This is a genomic window from Bartonella sp. SL320, from assembly GCF_059687635.1.
Genome location: NZ_CM185143.1, coordinates 836,287 through 859,145 on the forward strand (window position 1 = coordinate 836,287; position 22,859 = coordinate 859,145).

The 22,859-nt window shown below is 37.7% G+C and carries 18 protein-coding genes and 1 other RNA gene; 7 read left to right on the forward strand and 12 right to left on the reverse strand.

Going from position 1 to position 22,859, the window contains the following annotated elements; translation table 11 throughout:
- Window positions 1-34 precede the first annotated feature (34 nt).
- The 3 genes from AC6ER8_RS03300 to AC6ER8_RS03310 are packed head-to-tail and all read right to left on the reverse strand — an operon-like array spanning window position 35 to window position 3,357.
- Window positions 35-1,861, reverse strand: a complete 1,827-nt coding sequence (locus tag AC6ER8_RS03300; protein WP_497079298.1) for an aminopeptidase P family protein — start codon at window positions 1,859-1,861, stop codon at window positions 35-37.
- Between the two features lie 18 nt (window positions 1,862-1,879).
- Window positions 1,880-2,749, reverse strand: coding sequence for a 50S ribosomal protein L11 methyltransferase (locus AC6ER8_RS03305; protein WP_497079300.1), 870 nt, complete (start codon window positions 2,747-2,749; stop codon window positions 1,880-1,882).
- Window positions 2,750-2,775: 26 nt separating this feature from the next.
- Window positions 2,776-3,357, reverse strand: a complete 582-nt coding sequence (locus tag AC6ER8_RS03310) for an SCO family protein (protein ID WP_497079302.1) — start codon at window positions 3,355-3,357, stop codon at window positions 2,776-2,778.
- Window positions 3,358-3,495: 138 nt separating this feature from the next.
- Between AC6ER8_RS03310 and AC6ER8_RS03315 the strand changes: the two genes are divergently transcribed.
- Complete coding sequence (locus tag AC6ER8_RS03315) at window positions 3,496-4,125, forward strand: DapH/DapD/GlmU-related protein (RefSeq protein WP_497079304.1); 630 nt, start codon at window positions 3,496-3,498, stop codon at window positions 4,123-4,125.
- Window positions 4,126-4,180: 55 nt separating this feature from the next.
- On the opposite strand, the gene AC6ER8_RS03320 is transcribed toward AC6ER8_RS03315, so the two are convergent.
- The 5 genes from AC6ER8_RS03320 to ssrA form a co-directional block, all read right to left on the reverse strand.
- Window positions 4,181-6,517 carry an ATP-dependent helicase gene (locus AC6ER8_RS03320; protein WP_497079306.1) on the reverse strand — a complete coding sequence of 779 codons (2,337 nt, stop codon included), beginning with the start codon at window positions 6,515-6,517 and terminating at the stop codon, window positions 4,181-4,183.
- A gap of 106 nt (window positions 6,518-6,623) precedes the next feature.
- Complete coding sequence (locus AC6ER8_RS03325; protein WP_497079307.1) at window positions 6,624-6,881, reverse strand: ribbon-helix-helix domain-containing protein; 258 nt, start codon at window positions 6,879-6,881, stop codon at window positions 6,624-6,626.
- Between the two features lie 18 nt (window positions 6,882-6,899).
- On the reverse strand, window positions 6,900-7,082 hold the full coding sequence (locus AC6ER8_RS03330) for a DUF4169 family protein (protein ID WP_497079309.1): 183 nt from the start codon (window positions 7,080-7,082) through the stop codon (window positions 6,900-6,902).
- 8 nt (window positions 7,083-7,090) lie between these two features.
- Window positions 7,091-7,645 (reverse strand): SspB family protein, encoded by a 555-nt coding sequence (locus AC6ER8_RS03335; RefSeq protein ID WP_497079311.1) that lies wholly within the window; start codon window positions 7,643-7,645, stop codon window positions 7,091-7,093.
- A gap of 172 nt (window positions 7,646-7,817) precedes the next feature.
- Window positions 7,818-8,174: a transfer-messenger RNA gene (gene ssrA, locus AC6ER8_RS03340) on the reverse strand.
- A 96-nt stretch (window positions 8,175-8,270) separates the two neighbouring features.
- Between ssrA and AC6ER8_RS03345 the strand changes: the two genes are divergently transcribed.
- Window positions 8,271-8,576: a DUF2853 family protein gene (locus tag AC6ER8_RS03345; protein ID WP_497079313.1), complete on the forward strand. Its 306-nt coding sequence runs from the start codon at window positions 8,271-8,273 to the stop codon at window positions 8,574-8,576.
- Between the two features lie 68 nt (window positions 8,577-8,644).
- Here the strand turns inward: AC6ER8_RS03345 and AC6ER8_RS03350 are convergent, their stop codons facing one another.
- The 4 genes from AC6ER8_RS03350 to AC6ER8_RS03365 all read right to left on the reverse strand — a co-directional run bounded on the left by AC6ER8_RS03350 (window position 8,645) and on the right by AC6ER8_RS03365 (window position 16,572).
- Window positions 8,645-9,952, reverse strand: a complete 1,308-nt coding sequence (locus AC6ER8_RS03350) for an MFS transporter (protein WP_497079315.1) — start codon at window positions 9,950-9,952, stop codon at window positions 8,645-8,647.
- Window positions 9,953-10,511: 559 nt separating this feature from the next.
- Entirely contained in the window at window positions 10,512-11,816 is a 1,305-nt protein-coding gene (locus AC6ER8_RS03355; RefSeq protein ID WP_497079317.1) for an MFS family transporter, read from the reverse strand.
- A 706-nt stretch (window positions 11,817-12,522) separates the two neighbouring features.
- Window positions 12,523-13,830, reverse strand: coding sequence for an MFS family transporter (locus AC6ER8_RS03360; protein ID WP_497079318.1), 1,308 nt, complete (start codon window positions 13,828-13,830; stop codon window positions 12,523-12,525).
- Between the two features lie 1,434 nt (window positions 13,831-15,264).
- Window positions 15,265-16,572, reverse strand: a complete 1,308-nt coding sequence (locus AC6ER8_RS03365) for an MFS family transporter (RefSeq protein WP_497079320.1) — start codon at window positions 16,570-16,572, stop codon at window positions 15,265-15,267.
- A 221-nt stretch (window positions 16,573-16,793) separates the two neighbouring features.
- Between AC6ER8_RS03365 and AC6ER8_RS03370 the strand changes: the two genes are divergently transcribed.
- The 5 genes from AC6ER8_RS03370 to AC6ER8_RS03390 all read left to right on the forward strand — a co-directional run bounded on the left by AC6ER8_RS03370 (window position 16,794) and on the right by AC6ER8_RS03390 (window position 21,978).
- On the forward strand, window positions 16,794-17,588 hold the full coding sequence (locus AC6ER8_RS03370) for a thymidylate synthase (protein WP_497079321.1): 795 nt from the start codon (window positions 16,794-16,796) through the stop codon (window positions 17,586-17,588).
- Entirely contained in the window at window positions 17,585-18,094 is a 510-nt protein-coding gene (locus AC6ER8_RS03375) for a dihydrofolate reductase (protein WP_497079323.1), read from the forward strand. The genes AC6ER8_RS03370 and AC6ER8_RS03375 overlap by 4 nt, the downstream gene beginning before the upstream one ends.
- A 117-nt stretch (window positions 18,095-18,211) precedes the next feature.
- Complete coding sequence (gene hflK / locus AC6ER8_RS03380) at window positions 18,212-19,357, forward strand: FtsH protease activity modulator HflK (protein ID WP_497079325.1); 1,146 nt, start codon at window positions 18,212-18,214, stop codon at window positions 19,355-19,357.
- Between the two features lie 2 nt (window positions 19,358-19,359).
- Window positions 19,360-20,304 (forward strand): protease modulator HflC, encoded by a 945-nt coding sequence (gene hflC / locus AC6ER8_RS03385; RefSeq protein ID WP_497079327.1) that lies wholly within the window; start codon window positions 19,360-19,362, stop codon window positions 20,302-20,304.
- A gap of 147 nt (window positions 20,305-20,451) precedes the next feature.
- Window positions 20,452-21,978 carry a Do family serine endopeptidase gene (locus AC6ER8_RS03390; RefSeq protein ID WP_497079329.1) on the forward strand — a complete coding sequence of 509 codons (1,527 nt, stop codon included), beginning with the start codon at window positions 20,452-20,454 and terminating at the stop codon, window positions 21,976-21,978.
- Window positions 21,979-22,859 lie beyond the last annotated feature (881 nt).

Genomic DNA, 22,859 nt, shown 5'->3' on the forward strand with positions numbered 1-22,859 from the left:
GTAAGTGTTTTTTCTAGAAAATATCTGCACTGCTTTAAAGAGGCATAGTTGCTTCTTTTGCCCATTCCCTCTCTTCTTCATTTAAATAAGGTGCATTCATTTGATAAACACGCGCATGATACTCATTGAGCCATTGTCGTTCTTCTTGTGTCAAAAGCTCTGGAAGAATAAGTCTTCGATCAATGGGGCAATGGGTGAGTGTTTCAAACGAAAGCATTTCGATATCTCCACCAGCAATTTTTTGCTCTGGTTTTACGATTATCAAATTTTCAAGACGAATACCAAAAGCACCTTCGCGATAATATCCAGGTTCATTCGAAACAATCATCCCAGGGCTCAGTTCTTGACATCCTCTGCGTGAAATATTTTGTGGTCCTTCATGAACAGAGAGATAAGAGCCAACACCATGACCCGTGCCATGGGCATAATCAAAACCGGCTTTCCATAAGGCAATGCGTGCGAGAGCATCAATGTCTTGTCCACGCGTGCCTTTTGGAAAACGTGCAGTTGAAAGAGCAATCATACCTTTGAGGACAAGCGTGAAACAGCGCTTTTCTTCTTCTCCAATATTTCCAATGGCTACTGTGCGTGTGACATCTGTCGTGCCATCACGATATTGTCCACCTGAGTCCACAAGATACAGTTCCCCAGCTTTGAGTTGTTTATTGGTTTCATTCGTTACACGGTAATGAACAATGGCACCATTGGCTCCTGCTGCTGAGATTGTATCAAAAGAAAGATCTTCAAGTTTTTCTCCCATTTCTTCTGCTGTGTATATGCGAAATTCTTCTAATTTTTGAGCAGCAGAAATCTCATTTATTGTACCTGCTGTTTGTCTATCTAACCAAGAAAAAAAGCGGGTAAGAGCAACACCATCACGAAGATGTGCCCTCCGTGCACCTTCTAATTCTGTGGTATTCTTAATGGCACGGGGTAGAGCAGCAGGGTCGGTCAGTGTGATGAAAGAATTTTTTTCTTCTTCAATGACAATCCGTAATTTTTCGCATGTTAGCTGTGGATCTAAGGCAAAAACTGTTCCTTTTTGCGCATATTCTTTGACTTTTGCAAGAAGTTGTTCTGGTTCATATAATTTTGCATAGCCTTCTAGATATTGCTTTTGTTCTTCACCAAGTTTTTTATTGTTAATGAATAAGGCTGGGGGTTCGTTGAGTGGAATGAGAGCAAAGCAAAGAGAAAAAGGTGTATTGGAAATATCATTGCCTCGTATATTGAATATCCATGCAATAGAGGAGGGGTCTGTGAAAATAAAAGCATTTGCACGGGCTTGTTGTATGCTTTTGCGAATTAAAGCGAGTTTTTCATCCGTATCGCATCCAGCATATTTAAGTGAATGAATGGATAAGGCAGATTGTGGTGGTTGTGGTTGATCATGCCAAATAAGGTCAATAGGATTTTGTTGAACTTCTACAAGTTTTCCGCCAGCTTTTATCTCTAAAGATTTCTTTAAGGTTGCTGTAGCGGCGATTGTGTGGAGCCATGGGTCAAAACCAATAGAAAGTTTGTGTCCATTTTTTTCAAGCCATTGCGTGGGGGGACAGGTTACGAGGTCTTCATAGGTAAAGATATGAGGATCAGTTTGTTGGCGAACTTGAAGTTTATAGCGTCCATCTGTGAATATAAGGGCTTTATTTTTTAAAATAAGTGCGATCCCTGCTGATCCAGTAAAGCCTGTAAGCCAGCTTAAGCGTTGCGCATGAGGGGGAACATATTCCCCTTGATGTTCATCGTTGCGTGGAACAAGAAAACCATCGAGCCCAAGGCGATTGAGCTCTTTACGAAGGCAAGAAATGCGTTCGAGAGCATGTGCGGGATTTGTTGTTGCTTCAAAAGATTGATACATAGCAACGTCCTTTTCTTTTTATTTCAGATGTATCGTAACCCAGCCATGTCGGTGATACGTTTCAATATGTTTGAGTCCGTGTTTTATATAAGTCTCTAAAACATGGGGATGCTGTTCTTCAAGAATTCCAGAGAGGATAAGTGATCCTCCTTTTTGAAGAACTTGAACCATTTCTGGTGCAAGTTCAATGAGCGGATTGGCAAGAATATTGGCCACAATGAGATCAAAAGGAGCCCGTTTTGCAATTTGATCATGAGTAAAACCTGTTGCTGTAACAGCTGTAATATGTTCTTTTACACCATTAAGCATGATATTATGTTGTGCAACTTTAATAGCAACAGGATCAATATCGGATGCCAGAATAGAAATGGGCTTGAGCTTAGCTATGCCAATGGCTAAGATCCCACTGCCCGTTCCAAGATCAAGAGCATTTTGTGGATTTTCGTGTTTCATGACTTTGGCAATCATTTCCAAACAACCAGCTGTTGTTCCATGATGTCCAGTGCCAAAAGCTTGATTTGCGTCAATTTCAATGGGGAGAACATTTTCTGGAATGGCGTCTCGGTTATGACTTCCATGAAGGAAAAAAGGACCTGCATGTATTGGTTTTAACCCTTCCAGGCTTTTTTGTACCCAGTCAATATTGGGTAAAACTTCTCTATTAATTTTATCAGAATCGATAGAAAGGATGCTTGCAAACCGCCTTAATGCGTCCTCTTGATTATTTTGATCGACATATAGAGACAGCTCATAGAGAGCACTTTTTTCGTCTATCTCTGTAAGAGCCAGAGGATAGCCTTCTTCCTCAAAAGCGGTTTCTATAAGGGGATAAAACTTTTCTGCTTTACTTTTTAAAGCAGTATAATAGAGACGAATTTGCTGCGACATCCTGTTCTTTCTTTTGATCGGCTTTTTTAGTTTGAGATGAGTTTTTTTAGCCGTTCAATGGCGATTTCATCTTTTAATTCACTATCGCTTTCTTTCGTATCATAACGAATAACACCTGCTAACTTACCGCCTTTTTTGAGTAAAAAAATCGCTGCTGTATGGTCATAAGTATAGTTTCCATCTGTGCCAGGCACTTTTTCAGCAATGATATTGAAAGAATTGACCATCTTATGAACTTTTTCAGGATCTCCGCTAATGCCAATAATCTTATTAGAAAAATTACTGAGATATTCATGAAGCACTTCAGGGGTATCACGTTCAGGATCAACAGTTACGAACCATTTTCCTAATTTATTACTCTCAGGCCCAATGGCTGTAAGCCATCGATCAAGATTCATTAATGTCGTAGGACAGATTTCAGGGCACATTGTAAAACCGAAGAAAATAATTGAAGGTTTACTGCGAACATCAGCTTGGGTAATAGTCTGCCCATCTGAATCGGTGAGCGTGAAGTCATCACCTAAAGGTTTGTTTATCAATGTATCATAAATAAAAATTCCCGCAAGAAATATAACTGTTAGTCCTAAGATGCGGATTACATTTTTCATAACTTATCTCTCTTAAAAGTTTGAAAAAACTCTAGCATTGGCAGGTTTGTATTGCAATGTTTGTTTCGTGGTTGATTTTATGGGTTTGGTTGGTATGTCTTTTCATATCTCTTGATGAAACAGTTAATGGAAGGCCATATGAATATTGATAATGATCTTCGATTCCATGAAAGTAAACCGCGCATTCATACGACGGCACGATTGCATGGTTGTAAATTGGGACGCTATGTAGAAATTAATGAACGGGTTATTTTACGGGATGTAACCGTTGGGGATTTTTCTTATTTAGAACATGATAGCGAGGCTATTTATAGCGATATTGGTCGTTTTTGTTCTATCGCATCTCATGTGCGGATGAATGCGTTGGAGCATCCCATGGAACGCGTTTCAACACATAAAATAACCTATCGTCCAAATGAATATTTTCGTTATAGAGCTCTCGATCGTTCTTTTCGAGAAAGGCGTTGTGCAAAACGTGTTATTATTGGGCATGATGTATGGATTGGGCATGGAGCGGTTATTATGCCTGGGGTAACAGTGGATCATGGGGCGATTATTGGAGCTAATGCTGTTATAACGAAAGATGTTACGCCTTATACGATTGTTGTTGGGGTTCCTGCTCAGAAATTGCGGATGCGTTTTCCTGATTATGTGATAGAAGATCTTTTAGCTATGGCTTGGTGGGATTGGCCGCTTGATAAAATTTATAATGCAGTGCCTGATATGCAAAATTTATCCATTGAAGCTTTTGTTCAAAAATGGAAGTGAGTTTCAGAATAAAATCAAGTGGTCTTTTGAAAAAACGGATTACGGTTTTCTTTTGTTAAGCTTTATCGACAAAATTATCCAATACACGTTTTTCACCCGCTTTTTCAAACATTATTGTCAACTTATGACCATCTATCGCGGTAATGTAACCATAACCAAATTTTATGTGAAAAATTCGATCATTGACAGAAAAATCTGATTCTGCATGGGAGATTGATTGAGCGATAACTTTCCCTTCGATATTCTTGTTTTTTTGTGCACGTTTTTGTCTTGGTGCTGCGTAGTCATTATAAAAAGCATCATGATATTGAAAAGAGGATTGTCCATAACCACCATAAGATGTTTCCATAGCTATGGCTTCTACATGTTCTGCTGGTAATTCATCGAGAAAACGGGAGGGAAGAGCAGATTGCCATAGTCCGTGCACTCTGCGGTTGGATACAAACCATATATGTAGATATTTTTTTGCTCTTGTAAGTCCTACATAAGCAAGGCGCCGTTCTTCTTCTAAGCCTGAACGCCCCCCTTCATCTAATGAGCGTTGATGGGGAAAGAGTCCTTCTTCCCAACCTGGAAGAAAAACGGTTTCAAACTCAAGTCCCTTGGCAGAATGAAGTGTCATGATGTTGACGGCATCCATGCTTTCATTATTGTCCGTTTCCATTACGAGTGAAACATGTTCTAAAAAGCTTTGAAGATTTTCAAATTGTTCTATGGAACGGATCATTTCTTTAAGGTTTTCTAATCGTGTAGGAGCCTCTGGTGAGCGATCTTCTAACCACATGGTTGTGTAACCAGAATCATCAAGAATGATCTCGGCAAGTTCCCTGTGGGGGGTGTCTTGCAGCATATTTTGCCAGCGACGGAAGTTTTCAATAAGGCTTCGTAAAGCGCTGCGTGCCTTAGGCTTTAATTCGTCTGTTTCAATGATGTCAGCAGCCGCAGAAAAGAGGGGAATAGCACGTGCTCGCGCACTCTCATAAAGAATGCGTAAGGTTGCATCGCCTATGCTGCGTTTAGGTGTATTGATAATACGTTCAAAAGCTAAATCATCAGCGGGTTGGACAACAACACGTAAATAAGCCATGGCATCTCGTATTTCCATGCGCTCATAAAAACGGGGTCCCCCAATGACTCGGTAGTTAAGGCCAAGTGTTACAAAGCGATCTTCAAATTCACGCATTTGAAATGATGCGCGTACCAAGATAGCCATATTATTTAATGCATGACCGGTTTGTTGAGCGCGTTCGATTTCTTCTCCGATTGCTCGCGCTTCTTCTGTTGAATCCCATGCTGAATGAATTTTTACTTTTTCTTCTTCACTCTTTATTTGAGCGGAAAAAAGGACTTTTCCTAGCCGTTCTTCATTATGAGCAATAAGATGCGAGGCAGCTTTTAGAATATGGGATGTTGAGCGGTAATTGCGCTCTAAGCGAATAATTTTGGCAGAAGGAAAATCTTTTTCAAACCGTAATATGTTTTCGACTTTCGCACCACGCCATCCATAAATGGATTGATCATCATCGCCAACACAACAAAGATTAACATTGTGTCCTTGAGGATGTTGTGCCAAAAGGCGAAGCCAAAGATATTGTGCTGTATTTGTATCTTGATATTCATCGACAAGAATATAGCGAAATTGAGAATGATATTCGCGAAGAATATCTGGATTGCGTTGGAGGATAGAGATAGAATGAAGGAGAAGATCACCAAAATCACAAGCATTAAGATCTTTTAATCGATTTTGATAACTATGATAAAGTTCGCGTCCCATGCCGTTGCCAAAGGAATGCGCCTCACTTTTTGAAATATATTCTGGTGAAAGTCCTTGATTTTTCCAAGAATCAATCATCATGGCAAGGTTTCTTGCTGGCCAACGCTTATCGTCTAAGCCTTCAGCCTGAATGAGCTGTTTTAAAAGGCGAAGCACATCATCGCTATCGAGAATTGTAAAGTTTCTTTTTAAATCAACAAGCTCTGCGTGGCGGCGTAAAATTTTAGCACCAGTGGAATGAAAAGTTCCAAGCCAAGGCATGCCTTCAACAACTTCACCAATGAGTTCACCAATACGTGTTTTCATTTCACGAGCTGCTTTGTTGGTGAAGGTGACAGCAAGGATTTGTTGAGGAGAGGCAAGTCCAGAGCGCAGAATATGAGAAATACGGGTTGTTAAAACGCGTGTTTTTCCAGTACCAGCACCTGCAAGAACTAAAAGAGGCCCCTCAGTATTCATAACAGCTTGTTGTTGTTCTGGATTGAGCTGTTCTAAATAGTCTATGTTATATGATTTTTTTTCTTTTAGAACATGGGAAGAAATCCCAGAGTTTTTTTCATCATGGGATGGGGGAGCATCTTCTTCAAAGAAAGGTATGTTATCGGAAAAATTATTCATTATACCTTTTTTCTAATCTTTTTTTCATGAAAGTGCTAGGTTTAAAAAACTTTTCTTTTACAAACCGCAACAGTCTTCATTGAACGAGAGACACTAAAACAAAAGATCAGGACGAAAGACGCTGAGCGAGAATGCTTTGAAGAGCATAAATGCGCAATGAGGCTGAAAGATTAACTTGTTGCGGTCTTTTACTATCAATATCGGTGATAATAAAGGCTAAAGATTGTCCTTTTTTGCGGGCTATATCTTTGAGAATATCTAAAAATGGTGGTTCTAAAGAAACGCTTGTTGCATGTCCATCAACACGAACTGATATCTTTTTTGGAATAACTTTTGACCAATCGATAGAATTATTTTCGTGCATTCTTTCCCCTTTATTCATCTATTCATCGTTTTGTAAACGATTTTGATCAAGAAACTTTTGCGTTTTTAAAGATCTTTTTTGCTCAAAAAGCTTTTCAGTTTTTGTTCGTCCAAAACGATAACGATTTTCTTCAGCATGAAGAGCTTTTTCTGCGCGCTTTTTTTGTTTTCGAAATTGGCGAAGGTTAACCGGTTTGGTCATGAGAAAAATTACTTTTTCCGAAAAGAATCTAAAGAGACAACATCAGCACTTTGTTTTGCATCGTTCTTTGAAGATTCTTTATTGGTATTGAGATTTTGTTCTTTTGTGAGCATATTTTCTTTTTTTTGTTTGTCTGATAGAGCAATGGGGGTAGATGGGGTATTTTCTGCATTTTCACTTTCTGTAGATTCTGCAGAAGGAAGTTTTGAGGGCAGATCAAATGCAGCTTCAAATGCTGCTACAGGATCGTAAAAGACTTGAATGGAAGTAAAAGGAATAACGAGTTTTTCGGTAACTTCCCTGAAAGAGAGAGTCACTTCGAAGGCTGTCTCTGAAACACTGAGATCTCTAAATTGATGCTGCAAAACGATGGTCATTTGTTCAGGATAGCGACTTTTTAGCCGAGAAGAAATTTTAACGCCTGCGGCATTTGTAAAAAAAGTTATAAAAAAGTGATGATTTCCCGGAAGACCTGCTTTAGCAACTTCCGATAAAACTTTACGGATAACTCCACGAAGCGCATCCTGAACGAGAATATCGTAACGGATTTGATCTTTAACCATTGAAGTTTGTTCCTTTTATTTCACGTAGCAGAATGGGTCGTATTAATCTTGTATAAGAGAATATATTTAAAAATTAGCAGCATTTTGTCTACGAGGCACCTCATTTGAATCGAAAAAACACGAGAAATAATGTCTGATAATGTCTGAAAGATCAATCAATAACATTTTTAAAAGTGAAGGCTTCTGTTGCCAGGTGCCTTCGAACCCCGCTTAAACCTGCGACGGTTTAAGAGTCAATTTGAAACATTCACACTGCTTCAAGCAGCGAGACGTGCTTCCGCATAGTTGTCATTTGCAACTACTCATTTAGCCCGATAACGGTGGTACAATGCCGAGTAAAAGAGCGATCTTTACACCCTTGTCGATCCTATTTCGCCCCCACCAAAATATAATTTTAGTTTCTTATATTTTGGTGGAGGCGCCGGGTACCGCCCCCGGGTCCAATAGGTTTATTTCACCGTCCATTTATTACCATAGCTGAAAAGTCAGCCTCTTAAATATAGATGAAGAACAGTCTTAGGAAAAGGGGGGGTTGTTAATATTTTTAATCCTCTAATTATTTATGGAGCTATATGATGTGGCGGTGAAATATAACCGCTCATTTTTGGAGAGGATATGATGCAAAATGAAAAATAATCTAGCAGATATTAAAATATATGATTCAAACCCTGATGAAGCAGCAGTTGAGCGACTTAGCCGTCGTTTAGCTTTGGTGATGCAAAAGCAAGATGCAGCGCTTGTTGCCACATCGGATCCAAAAGAGTTAGAACGTGTTGAAAAGTGGGTTAAAGATGTTTTAGAAGTTGATGAGCAGAGTGCTAAAATGGCTGTTGCAAAAGTTGCTCAGATGATGGCTGGGGAACGTAGAAAAAGTCGTATGACTTTTTATTACTTAGTTGCTAAGCAACTCAATGCACTTCATAAAATTTAAATAATATTAAATTTGTGATCATGATAAAAAAGCCCAATTTTTTGGGCTTTTTTTGTTTATAGAGGGCGTTAACCTTTTTCATCGTCTTGGAGGTATCCTCCTTTACGCATACTTGGGACAAAGAGAAGCGCAATAAATGCCATGATCATCACGGCGGTTACATAAAAATAAAAGAGTGATTCATGACCGTACTTTTTTAATCCAAGCGCGACGTATTCAGCAGAACCACCAAATAAGGCGTTACCAATAGCATGAGAGATGCTAACGCCTAATGCACGTACGGAAGAGGGAAACATGGCAGATTTTACAACACCAGAGATGGATGTATACATGCCCATAATAAAGAGCAAGCCAATAATGACGGAAAAGGCAACCCATACGCTATGGGTGTTACCGATTATCCAGAGTCCAGGAAATGTAAAGATGGCAGAGAGTATACTCCAAATGATGAGTAAAGTTTTTGTGCCAATTTTATCGGCAATGATACCTGCTATGGGCTGGAACAGGATAAAAATAAACAGTACCGCTGTCATAATCGTTGTTGCGGTATGTTTATCAAAGCCTGTAGTTGTGATCAGATATTTTTGCATATAAGTCGTAAAGGTATAAAATGTGAGCGATCCGCCTGATGCAAAGCAGGCAATCACCACAACGGCTTTTGTATGTTTGGTGAGAAGTTCTTTAAGACTGCCAGAGTGTTTGTGAGAGCGGCTTTCTTCTGTAGTTGTTTCGTGGAGCGAACGACGTAGATAAATCGCAACGAGTGCTCCACAGCCACCAATGACAAAAGGGATACGCCATCCCCATGCTTTTAACTGGTCTTCAGTAAGGTAAATGGCTAAAATAAATATAATGAAACTGGCAAGAAGCTGACCAGTAATAAGGGTGGCTGATTGGAAAGAAGCAAACAGCCCACGATGCTTTTTGAGAGAAACTTCGCTTATATAAGTGGCTGCTGTACCATATTCTCCCCCCGCTGAAAGCCCTTGTACCATTCGCGCTAAGAGTAAAAGGATTGCTGATGTTATTCCTAGGGTTTCATAGGTGGGAAGTATGGCGATGAAAAAAGAGCCTCCACACATCATAAAAATGGATACAAGCATTGAGCGTTTACGTCCGTAACGATCGGCAACGAATCCTAAAAGCCAAGCGCCAATAGGGCGCATGAGAAAGCCAATAAAAAAGACACCTGCAGTTTTTAACAGTGGTGTAATTGTATCGCCATCTGAAGGAAAAAATTGTGAGGCAAAATAAATCGATGCAAATGCATAAACGTAAAAATCAAACCATTCTACGAGATTTCCAGATGCGCTTGCTATAATAGCAAAAATACGCTTTCTTGCATCATGCGATGCTGAAATTGTTTCATTTGTCATGAGTGTTCCCCTTTTAGATTTATAGTTTATATTTTTTAAACGTAATTTTTTGTGATTTCCAGAAAAATTCACTTGTATAATAATTATTTTTATAAAAACTATTTTAAATAATGTACTCTGCTTAATTTTTACTCTTTATTATATTGTATAAAAAGTAATTTTCTTATTTTAAATAATTAAACATATTAAAAATTAAGTAAATAAATGTAATTTTATAGTAATATTTTTTTATATTAATAATATAATAATGTTATTTTACTTTTTTATTATTAATGTAATAGTGTGTAATTTCTTTAATTTATCTGTTTCATAACAGGTATTTTTATATTTTTTTAAGTGACTTCATTCATTAGAAAAAAATATTCATAAGTTTCAAGAAAGCATTGCGAGGAAGCTTAAGTTATGGAAGTGACATGTCAAAGTTATAGAAAGTATCTGATAACTTTTTATTATTGAGAGTAAGCTGATAAAATGGATATCATGATATAAAAATGGGCTTTTTATGTGCTCATGATAAAAAAGCCCCGTTCATTGGGGCTTTTTTACATTTTATGGAATATTAATGGGTCTCATCTTGAAGATATCCTCCTTTATTTATATCCGGCATCAGAAGTATTGCTATGAGCGCAATGATCATCATGCCGATTATGTAGAAAGGAAATACAGATTCATGACCAATTTTTTTTAATCCAAATGCAACGTATTCAGCAGAACCACCAAATAGCGCATTGGAAATTGCATAGGACAATCCAACACCCATTGCACGGATTGAGGCTGGAAATACACCTGCTTTTATGATCCCTGCGATGGATGTGTAAAAACTCATGATACAAAGCATTCCAACAATAATGAAGAATGCAACCCATACACTATCTGTATTCCCAATGGCTGTTAATACAGGAACTGTACAGATGATGGATAAGATTCCCCAAAGAACAAGTGAAGTTTTTGTGCCAATTTTATCCGCTAGAAAACCAAATAGAGGTTGAAGCAATATGAAGATAAAGAGTGCAGCTGTCATGATTGTTGTTGCAGTTTGCTTATCAAAACCAGTTGTTGTGATCAGATATTTTTGCATATAAGTGGTATAAGTATAAAATGAGAGAGAACCTCCTGCTGTAAAGCCCATAACCAAAAACAAAGCTTTTTTGTGATTGCGAAAAAGTTCTTTAAGGCTACCAGCTTTTTTTTGAGAGCGGCTTTCTTTTGTGGTTGTTTCATGAAGAGAACGACGTAGATAAAGTGCAATGATTGCTCCCACACCACCAATGATAAAAGGAATACGCCATCCCCATGCTTTTAATTGATCTTCTGTCAGATAAAGTGCCAAAATAAATATAACAAAACTGGCAAGAAGTTGACCGGTGATAAGTGTTGCATATTGGAAAGAAGCGAAGAATCCACGGTGATTTTTTAGAGCAACTTCGCTCATATAAGTTGCAACCGTTCCGTATTCACCCCCCGCTGAAAGTCCTTGTAACATTCGAACTAAAAGCAGAAGAACGGCTGCTGTTGTTCCAATCATTTCATAGGTGGGGAGGAGGGCGATGAGAAAAGAGCCCCCACACATCATAAAAATAGAAATGAGCATCGAGCGTTTGCGTCCATAACGATCTGCAATGAAGCCAAAGAGCAAACTTCCAATAGGGCGCATAAGAAAGCCCATAAAAAAGACTCCTGCAGTCTTTAATAGTTGCGTAACAATATCATGATCTGAAGGAAAGAATTGTGATGCGAAATAAATAGATGTAAATGAGTAAACATAAAAATCATACCATTCTACCAGATTTCCTGATGCACTAGAGATGATAGAAAAAACACGTTTTCTTGTATCATGTGGTGCTAAAGTTGTTTGGTTTTCCATCAAAGTTTCCCCTTTTACATCGTCAGTTTTTCTCTTTAAAGTTGTTTACGATGTGTATCATCAAAATACAATTGTATCATGGTATTTTTTTAGGAAAATACTTTAAGATGATTTATTGGCGTTATTTGGAATTATATTATCAGTTGTTTTTGTCTTTTTATTTTCTCGTAGAATAAAAGTTATGTCATTATATCTAAAGAAAAGAGGACATTAAAAAGTCGATCAAGATATCTTTAATCTTGATGAGAAAAATGCTCAAATGACCATTTGGATTGTTATAGGCTTAATACTGGAAGATTATAAAGAGTACTGAAAGATCATAGAAGAGATGATTTTTATGTGTAGAAAGCCAAAAATAAGGATACTTCATAAAGCTTCAGCAATATAAAAAAAGATTTTTATGTTTCTACTCATTATTGTCTTGTCATAAAATATGATCTTTTAGAATGGCTATGTAAGGTTTTACATATGCGGTATTTTTGTTAGATATCGTGATAAAGATTGAGGATAGGGTTTGTCCATAGAACCTTATGAAGTAAACCGCATAAAGAGATTAATAACGATAGACAGTTTAGGGAGAGATAAGCTGTTTACAAGACCAACGCGGGGGCAGGCCCTTCGTTCTTATTAAGGTGTGATTATTAATGTGCGGCGTGGAGATTGAAAAAAGCCCAATTTTTTGGGCTTTTTTATTCAGCAAATTACTTTAATGAAGTTCATCTTTATCGAGATATCCTCCTTTATCGATATCGGGCATAAGGAGAATAGAGATGAGGGCAATGATCATCATTCCAACGATGTAAAAAAAGAAAACGGATTCGTATCCTATATTTTTTAGTCCAAGTGCTACATATTCAGCAGAACCACCAAAGAGTGCATTGCCAATGGCAAACGCAAATCCAACACCAATGGCTCGGATTGAAGCAGGGAACAATTCTGCTTTTATGATACCGGCGATGGAGGTATAAAAACTCATAACACAGAGCATTCCAATAATGATTAAGAGTGCACTCCATGGGTTATGGGCATTTCCAATCATTTTAAGAGCAGGAATGGTACAGATAATGGATAAGACCCCCCAACTGATGAGCGAAAATCGTGCGCCAACTTTGTCGGCGAAGGCGCCTAAAAGGGGTTGGAATAACACAAAAACAAAGAGGGCGGCAGTCATGATCGTTGTTGCGGTTTGTTTATCAAAGCCCGTGGTTGTGATCAGGTATTTTTGCATATAAGTGGTGTAGGTATAAAATGTGAGAGATCCGCCGGCTGTAAAGCCAACAACCAAAAAGAAAGCTTTTTTATGATTACGAAAAAGCTCTTTAAGACTACCAGCGTGTTGTTCAGAACGGCTTTTGTGGGTTGTTGTTTCATGGAGAAGACTGCGCAGATAAAGTGCAACAATTGCTCCAAAGCCACCAATGACAAAAGGAATACGCCATCCCCATGCTTTTAACTGATCTTCCGTAAGGTAAATGGCTAAAATAAATATCATAAAACTCGCAAGAAGCTGACCAGAGATCGTTGTTGCATATTGAAAAGAAGCAAAAAGTCCACGACGATCTTTGGGGGCAACTTCGCTCATATAAGTTGCAGCTGTACCATATTCACCGCCAACGGAAAGTCCTTGAAACATACGCACGAGAAGGAGAAGGAATGCTGCTGTTATGCCTAAGGTTTGGTAAGTAGGAAGTATGGCAATGAGAAAAGAGCCACCGCACATCATAAAAACAGAAATAAGCATTGAACGTTTACGACCATAGCGGTCAGCAATGAAGCCAAAGAGCCATGCTCCAATGGGGCGCATAAGAAAGCCAATAAAAAAGATTCCTGCAGTTTTTAATAGTTGTGTAACAATATCTTCATCTTCAGGAAAAAATTGTGAGGCAAAATAAACTGATGCAAAGGAGTAAGCATAAAAGTCATACCATTCTACCAGATTTCCTGAGGCACTGGATATGATAGCAAAAATACGTTTCCTTGTATCATGGGGCTCTAAAGTTGTTTGGTTATTCATGAAACATTCCCCTTTTTAATTAATAAATTTTTTCTTAAACGCTGTTTTACAATGTGTATTATAAAATACGCGATTGTATCATGATAATTTTTAAGAAGATACTTTAAGTTATAGTATTTTTAGTTTTTTCAAGGCTTTTATTGGGGAATTTAAAAGAATAAATAATAATATTATTATTTATAGTATCATTATATAACTCAAGTAAAATTGAATTAAATTGTGGTAAGAGGGATGTATTAATTTCTACTATTGGCTATTCGTCAATGGGCTTTTATTTCATGATTATATCCTTAGTTCAGAGGCTAAAAACTTGAGATGGAAAAAGAGCGAGCTTTTGTACTTAAAGTTCAGGGAGTACTGTTAAGATTTTTCTAGAAAGATCAATGTTTTTGGGCATATGCTATATTGCGTAAATCGTACGTTTGGTAATCTTTTAAGGGAATATTATTTTTTGTTTCATTGTGAATTATGGGCATATGAGTGTGTTTATGAAGATATGAGGCTTTTTAGTTTATAGGCTTGATATTGTTTCGTAAAATAGCATTAGTGGCTATTTATATATTACATGTGAGGTTGGTATGTGCATAAAAACACTTTTTATGAGCTCTTTTTAAGTAGTAAGGGGGAGGGCGACATTGAGGTTTAGAACATAATATTATGATAGCAGCTTGCATTCTGATTAAGCGTAAAAGTGTTGGTCCATAATGTGACGATAGCCTTTGAGCCATTAAGACAGTTCAAAAGAGGTATTTTTAGTTCTTTCTTGTACCGTTTTATCCACATGGCTTTGTCACATGGTAGCGTGTAAGCGAATGGTTTTAATTGATTCAATATAAATAAGTTTGAAAATGAGAGGAGCCTGCCGGCATTCGAAACTCTCATTTAAGTTGAATAACCATAGATTATTATAAATCAATCTATTGATTAATATTTATAATTTATAGCACTTTTATTTATGTCATTCATAAGCGTTATCGTGAAATCGATTTGGGGATATTGAGAAATCTTAAAAAAGTGCAGAGATTCATCATATAATGGGATTTTCTACTTTTTCGTGGGGCCTTTGTTTTGCATGGAAAGCCCATTAAAAAATGTATTAAACATAAGGCATGAGACAATATGTAATTTATTATTGATAAAAATTTTTTGAAAGATAATCGTTTTTTTCGATTTTGATTGGAAATGAGAATATTAAAATAAATCAAAAAATTTTTATTTTTAGCAAACGAAATTCAGCAAAAGAAGTGTTTATCGTATAATAATGTGTATTATATAACAATATGAAGCTGTTTATTTTTATAAGCGGTTTGTGTGGGAGAAAAAAATTCTTCTTTGGAGTGTTTGACAGGGATGAAAAGTTTTAAGCTTTAAACTTTTAGAGGACAGATATAAAAAAAGCCCAGTATTCTGGGCTTTTTTTATTAATATCAAAAATTAATGAATATCATCTCCTTGTAAATATCCCTTTTTACGCGCATCGGGCATTAGGCAAATTGCGATAAAAGCAATGATCATCATGCCGACTATGTAAAAATGGAATATAGATTCATATCCATGCTTTTTAAATTCGAGTGCTACAGTTTCAGCAGAGCCGCCAAAGATTGCATTGGCAGTAGCATAAGAAAGCCCAACTCCCATGGCGCGTACTGAAGCAGGGAACATTTCTGCTTTTACGATACCAGAGACAGATGTATAAAAACTCAAAATACATAGCATTCCAATAACGATTAAGAGCGCAATCCAAGTATCATTGGTGCTCCCAATTATTCTGAGTCCTGGTACGATAAAGATGATGGAGAGGCTGCTCCAAATAAGCAGTGAAGTTTTCGTGCCAATTTTATCCGCTAGAGAACCAAAGAGAGGCTGGAGTAACATGAAAACAAAGAGTGCAGCCGTCATTATTGTATTGGCAGTGGGTTTATCAAATCCGGTCGTTGTGATCAGATATTTTTGCATGTAAGTTGTGCTGGTATAAAATATAAGTGATCCTCCAGCTGTGAAACTGACCACCAAAAAGAACGCCTTTCCATGATTGCGTAGAAGTTCTTTAAGGCTACCAGAGTGTTTTTGAGAGCGGCTTTCTTTTGTGGTTGTTTCATGAAGAGAACGGCGCAGATAAATTGCAACAATGGCGCCACATCCACCAATCACAAAAGGAATACGCCATCCCCATGCCTTTAACTGGTCTTCTGTGAGATAAAAGGCGAGAACAAACATAACCAGACTTGCAAGAAGCTGACCGCCAATAAGTGTTGCATATTGGAAGGAGCTAAAGAAGCCACGGCGTTTTTTAAGAGCAATTTCACTCATATAAGTTGCTGTTGTACCATATTCACCGCCAACGGAAAGTCCTTGGATCATACGAAGCAAAATGAGTAAAACGGCTGCTGTTGCTCCAATTGTTTCATAGGTAGGAAGGAGAGCAATAAGGAAAGAGCCTCCACACATCATAAAAACAGAAATGAGTAAAGAGCGTTTACGTCCATAACGATCGGCAATATAACCAAAGAGCCAACCACCAATTGGACGCATCAAAAAGCCAATAAAAAAGACAATGGAAGATTTTAAAAGTTCGGTAACAACATCTCCATCAGAAGGAAAAAACTGTGAGGCAAAGTAAATAGATGTAAAAGAATAAACATAAAAATCATACCATTCTACCAAATTGCCTGATGCACTCGATATGATAGAAAGAACACGTTTTCTTGTATCATGTGGTGCTAAAGATTCTTGTTTTTCCATAGTTAATCCCTTCTATTTCACGTTCATCTATCTTTGTTCATTATTCCTCTATGTTATTTTATTAAGAATCTGTCTATAGTATTTTATCTTTTGCATCAAAAATTTAGTTAGATCATGATAATTTCTTGTGTAAGATGTTTTTTTTAAAAAATTGAATTCTGTTTATAGGGATTTTACAGTTTTTATTTTCTATAATGAAAAGAATCGGACATAATAACTCTATGAAATCATATCTGGATCTTTTATCCCACGTTTTAAATCATGGTATTGATCGTAAAGATCGAACGGGTGTTGGAACGCGATCTGTTTTTGGATATCAAATGCGCTTTGATTTACAAGCGGGATTTCCGTTGTTGACGACAAAGAAGCTCCATCTACGTTCAATTATTTATGAGCTTTTGTGGTTTCTGAAAGGCGATACAAATATTGCATGGTTGAAAGAACATGGTGTATCGATTTGGGATGAATGGGCCGATAAACAAGGAAATCTTGGTCCTGTTTATGGTTATCAATGGCGTTCTTGGCCTGCTCCTGATGGACGCCATATTGATCAAATGAGCAATCTTTTAACGATGATTAAAGAAACGCCAGATTCTCGTCGCTTGATTGTATCAGCTTGGAACCCCGCATTAATAGAGGAAATGGCTTTGCCTCCGTGCCATTGTCTTTTTCAATTTTACATCGCTGAGGGAAAATTATCCTGTCAGCTTTATCAGCGTTCAGCGGATATTTTCTTAGGGGTTCCATTTAATATTGCGTCCTACGCATTGTTAACGATGATGATTGCACAAGTTAGTGGCCTTAAAGTTGGTGATTTTGTTCATACTTTAGGGGATGCTCATCTTTACTCTAATCATTTTGAACAGGCAAAACATCAATTGTCTCGTGTCCCCAATGCTCTGCCATGTATGCGCATAAATCCAGCCGTAACAGATCTTTTTTCTTTTCAATTTGAGGACTTTGAATTGCTTAATTATGAAGCACACCCCCATATTAAAGCGCCGGTAGCCATATGACGATTTCCATTTGTTTAATTGCTGCTGTTGCAGAAAATGGTGTTATTGGTCGTGAAGGTGCAATGCCTTGGCATTTATCAACAGATTTGCAACGCTTTAAAGCATTGACGTTGGGTAAGCCCGTTATTATGGGACGGAAAACTTGGGATTCTATCGGGAGACCTTTATCAGGGCGTACAAATATCGTCATTACACGTGATCGTACTTTCATCGCTGAAGGGGCGGTTGTGGTTCATTCTTTATCGCAGGCTTGTTCTCTTGGAAAAAGCGTTGCGGCTCAAAATGATGTAGAGGAGATTTTTATTATTGGTGGGGGTGAAATTTTTCAACAAGGGTTCAGTTTGGCTGATAAAATATTCCTTACAAAAGTTTTAGCATCTATAGAAGGTGATAGTTTTTTTCCTGTTTTTGACAAAGAAAAGTGGACTATTGTGCAAACACAAGATATTCCCAAAGGAGATAAAGATAGTCATCCGACACACTTTGTTGTTTATGAGCGGAAATAATGTTTTGTAATGTGAAGTGAAAAGGGTTTATCGGTTGCATAATTAAGATAAGGATCCTATGAGTTCTCAGTAAATGCTTGGTATTTGAATGAATAGTAGTCAGTTAAAGAGGTGGTAATGCCCTGGACAAATCAAAATGGTGGTGGCCCGTGGAGTGGCGATAAAAACAAGAATAGTGGTGACAAAAAAACATCGTCTAAGAATCTTTTTGGTTCTGGTGGACATAATGGCGGTGACAATGGTCCCAATTTTGATGATATTTTGCGTAAAGGACAAGATCAGTTTAAACAATTTAGTAGGGGAGGAATTTTTGTTTTATTTCTTCTACTTGCTGTGTGTTTTTTTCTCTATCAGTCACTTTATATTGTCCAACAAAATGAACAAGCCGTAGAATTGCGTTTCGGTGTGCCTAAGGAAGGCGTTATTGGTGATGGATTGCACTTTCACTTTTGGCCAATTGAGACCTATATGAAAGTGCCTTTAACGGAAAAAACAATTGCCATTGGTGGGCATCCTGGACAGAGACAACAAAGTGAAGGTTTAATGTTGTCGAGTGATCAAAATATTGTGAATGTCAATTTTTCTGTTTACTATCGTATTTCACATCCAGGACAATTTTTATTCAATGTGAATGATCAAGAAGGAACGGTTCGTCAGGTTGCTGAAAGTGCAATGCGAGAGGTTATTGGTTCAAGACCTGTTGATGATGTTTTACGCGATAAAAAAGAAGAAGTTGCTAATGATGTGAGAAAGATTACTCAGTTGATTGTCGATAAATATCAACTCGGTGTCGAAATAAGTCGTGTATCGATTAGTGAAGCAGCGCCTCCTACTAAGGTTGCTGCGGCGTTTAATTCTGTTCAGCAGGCAGAGCAGGAACGTGGACGGATGATTGAAGAAGGAAATCGTGTGCGTTTTACGAAGATTGGTTTAGCCAATGGTGAAGCTTCACGTACACGGGAAATCGCCAAAGGTGAAAAAGCACAAATGGTTGAAGAGGCAACAGGGCGTGCTGAACGTTTTCAGGCCATAGCTCGTGAGGCTGCCATTTCACCAGAGGCTGCACGTTATCGTCTGTATATGGAGACGATGGGGCGTGTTTTTTCTTCACCCAATAAATTGATTCTCGATCAAATGAATTCTCCTGCGGTGCCTTATCTTCCCTTAAACGAATTGTTGCGTAATAATTTATCAGAAAAAGCAAAAATAAAATCAGCACGTTCTGTATCGCTCTTAGATTCTCAAATTTCTGGAGGACGTTAATAATGCAGCAGTCCCGTTTTTTGTTTATTTTTAGTACTATAGTAATTTTTTTACTCATTTTGTGGATGTCACTTTTTGTTGTCTATCCTCGTCAACAAGTGGCTATTAAACGTTTTGGACAAATTATTAAGGTCGAGTCTAATCCTGGAATTTATTTTAAAATGCCCTTTGTCGATAAGATGATTGTGGTGGATAATCGGCTGTTGCGTTACGATGTTCCTACGCAATCTGTGCAAGTTCGTGGAGGAGCTTATTATGAAGTGGATGCGTTCTTTATTTATCGTATTACGGATCCTAAATTGTTTTTACAGCGTATTGCTTCAGGACGCCCACAGATTGCAGCACGTGAAAATCTTGCACCACGTTTTATTGACGCTTTGCGGGCTGTCTATGGTAAACGAGAATTCAAAGCTGCCTTATCGGATGAACGAGGCGCAATGATGGCTGAGGTCCAACGACAATTTTCTATAGATGCAGGCTCGCTGGGTATTAAGATTGTTGATGTGCGCATTCGAAAAACCGATTTAACCGATGCTGTTTCAGAAGATGTTTATCGGCAAATGGCTGCGGAACGGGAAGCAGTGGCGGAAAATATTCGGGCGCGTGGTCAACAAGAGCGGGATCGTATTGTGGCGGAGGCCAATCGTGAATATGAAGAAATTGTCGCAGCTGCAAAGCGTGATGCTGAAATTACGCGCGGTGAAGGACAGGCTGAAAGTATTCGCATTTTATTAAAGGCGCGGGAAGCTAATCCATCTTTTTACGATTTTTGGTTAGCAATGGAACAGTATAAAAATTTAGAGAGAATACCGATGGTCGTTTCACCAAATGAGGATTTCTTTTTTTATTTTCGCAATCCCCTGCAAGCAAAGAAAAAAACGTCATCCCCTTCATCAACAATGAATCCTAGTTTGAGTAAAGCTGATTCAAAGTCTGGTGGAGAATAGATGAAACAGTGTATGGGGGATACTCGTGTGAGGAGTATGCCCTATAGTTTCCTGTTTTATGATGAATGTGAGAGAATGTGAAACTATACTAATTTTTGTATAACAAATTGAGTAAGGTTTTTTGCAGCTTGGGTTTAAAGGCATATCATGGGTAGAAGTGTGGTGAGTAGAAATACATTTTTGAAGTCTTTTATCACAAGAGTTGTTTTTTGTGTGATTTTGTTTTCATTTGGGGCCGTGCGTTTGTCGTGGGGCGCAGAGACAAATAAGACATTGCTTTCTGTTCCTGATTTAGCTTCTGAGCTTTTAGAGACGGTTGTGAATATTTCTACGGCACAGATTGTTGAAGGAACAGAACAAGATGAAAATACTTCGGTACCCGTTATTCCCAAAGATTCATTGTTGGAGGAATATTTTAATGATTTTTTTACACCCAAAGATGGTCAAAAAAATAGTCAATTTCAAAAGGTGCGCTCTCTGGGGTCTGGCTTTGTAATTGATGCCCAAAAGGGAATTATTGTTACAAATTATCATGTTATTGTTGATGCTGATGATATTGAAGTTAACTTTACAGATGGTACAAAACTCAAGGCAAAGCTCCTTGGAAAGGATAGTAAAACGGATCTAGCGTTGCTTCAAGTGGATGCGGGAATTAAAAAATTAAAAGCTGTACGTTTTGGTGATTCAGAAAAGGCGCGCATTGGTGATTGGGTTATGGCTATTGGTAACCCTTATGGTTTTGGTGGGAGTGTGACGGTTGGTATTATTTCTGCCCGTAACCGTGATCTTAATGCTGGTCCTTATGATAATTTTATTCAAACAGATGCAGCGATTAATCGAGGCAATTCTGGTGGTCCGTTATTTGATAGAAATGGTGAAGTCATTGGTGTTAATACAGCGATTGTTTCACCTTCTGGTGGATCTATCGGTATTGGATTTGCTATCCCATCGGATATGGCGCTTTCTGTTATTAATCAATTGCGTGATTTTGGAGAAATAAGGCGTGGTTGGTTGGCTATTCGTATTCAGCCGGTGACAAAGGATATTGCCAAAAGTTTAAAACTGGACAATGCTGTAGGGGCATTGGTTGCTGGTAAAATAGAACAGACGGAAGAAAATAATGTCGATAATAGCCAGTTGCAAACGGGGGATATTATTCTTTCTTTTGGGGGGGCTAAGATTAAGCATGCTCGTGATTTACCTCGTTTAGTTGCGGAGAGTGTTGAAGGAAAAGTGGTGGATATTACTGTTTTACGCAATGGGCAAGAAAAAACAGTAACAGTTAAGCTTGGACGTTTGATTGAAACCGATACCAATGAAGATGCAGAGGAAGAAGTTGATGATCAAAAAGATGATGCTCTGTCGAAAAGCGTGACAATGCAATTGATGGGAATGACGTTATCTGAGCTGACAGAGGATTTGCGTCATCGTTATTCAATTTCAGATAAACTTCAAGGATTGGTAGTAACATCTGTTGCACAAAATAGTGCTGCGGATAAAAAGCGTATTCGCGTTGGTGAAGTGATTGTTGATATCAATCAGAGTGCTATTACAACAGTTGATGAAGCTAAAAAACGTTTTCATAAATTACGTGAAGCTGGACGAAAAAATGCTCTCTTCATTGTAGCACGCCCCGATGGAGAGTTACGGTTTGTAACGATCCCAATGGATTGATACCTTATAGATTGATAGTTGGAAGTTTTTTATCAACCTTCATGTATGGGGACTTAGGTGTTCAACCAAGTGGGATTTCGTATTTTTTAGTTCATTTTGGATGGAGCGTATGGGTTATATAACAAAAATCCATTGGGCAGTTCCATTTTTACGCTGAATAAAAGTACAAGTTGACAGTGATATTTGTTGGTTTTCAATATTACAACAGCCTTTGCTTTGAAATGTTATATGAGAGGTATTTGTGGTCTTTTTTTAAGTGATTTCTAGTCCTACTTGTGCTGCACGTGAATGGTACTGATGTGATGCTTGATGAGAAGAAAAAATGAGATAATCTTGTGATATTGAAGGTTCGCATTCAAATTGCAAAACACCCAACTATTTATAAATAAAATGCTCAATTATTATTATACATAATGTTTTATCCAGTAAGACTTTCAGCACTTTGTGATTATACTTTGTGTGTTGTAAAAGGCGTTTTTTACTTCAGTTTAAAAAGCATTTCATATAAAAATTACATTAGAAGCAATTAGTTATCGATATGATTTATATCTTTCTTTGTGGTGGATGAAAAGAAATAGTAATAACAAAGTGTAAGCAAGAAAAGTTCTGAAGCTTTTAATTAATAAGCCAGAGCAGTATGCTATTTTTATAGGGAAGAATACATCTATTTGATTGTATAGGTTAAGCTCGATACTATTTTCATAAATGATCATCAACAGCCTGTAGTAAATGATCTAACGGGCAGAATATTTGTGGCTGTAATTGGTTATTGAAGTATGGTAGCAAAGAATGTTTGGAAAATTCCTTTGATGTTGTTATTAACCCCCATTTTTTATAGTTTTTATAAGGGTTTTCTTTATCTTGAGGAGAAGTCTTGTTCG